This is a genomic window from Paeniroseomonas aquatica (assembly GCF_030409335.1).
In the GTDB taxonomy this organism is placed as follows: domain Bacteria; phylum Pseudomonadota; class Alphaproteobacteria; order Acetobacterales; family Acetobacteraceae; genus Belnapia; species Belnapia aquatica.
The window spans coordinates 1-571 of the sequence record NZ_JAUFPN010000216.1; the positions used below are offsets into that span (position 1 = coordinate 1).

Sequence of the window (571 nt, forward strand, 5' to 3'; positions counted from 1 at the left end):
CCGTCTACATCGATGCTGGCGCCGAACTCGGCATCATGTTCCGCACCTCGCTTGAGGTCGAGGAATAGCCGGCGGCATTCGCGCCGCGGCCCCGGACATTCGGCTCACAACCAGCGAGGTTCCGTCATGGATATGCATGCCAGCCACCTGCGCCTGCCGAGGGAGGAGCCAATCGAGCAGACGGCGTCCCCGGCACCGGCGCCGCCTCCCCCGGAGGCCGCGGATAGCCTAAGCCTCTGGCGAGCGCTGCCTGCCTTCGTGTCCCAGCGCAAAGCGTTCTGTGCCACGACGGCCCTCGCCGTCTGTGGCGTGGCAGGCGTCCTGACTGTCGGGATGCTGCAGCCAGGGCCGGCCGAATTCGGCCTGTCGGTGGATGCCCCGGCCGTCGCCGCGACCGCGCCAGTGTCGCCCACCCTCGATCGCTACGGCGTGCTGCCCGCGGCACCACAGCCCGTCGTGAGCCTTGGTGACGCACCGGTCCCTGTCGTCGCGCCGGTTGCCGCCCTTCCCGCACCGGTGCCGGTGGTGACTGTGCCGCCGCGCGCTGAGCCCGATCCCCTGGCGGAGCAGC

At 71.1% G+C, this 571-nt stretch carries 1 pseudogene; it reads left to right on the top strand.

Going from position 1 to position 571, the window contains the following annotated elements:
* Positions 1-126 precede the first annotated feature (126 nt).
* Positions 127-571, top strand: a pseudogene (locus tag QWZ14_RS28945) (hypothetical protein); the annotation flags it as partial.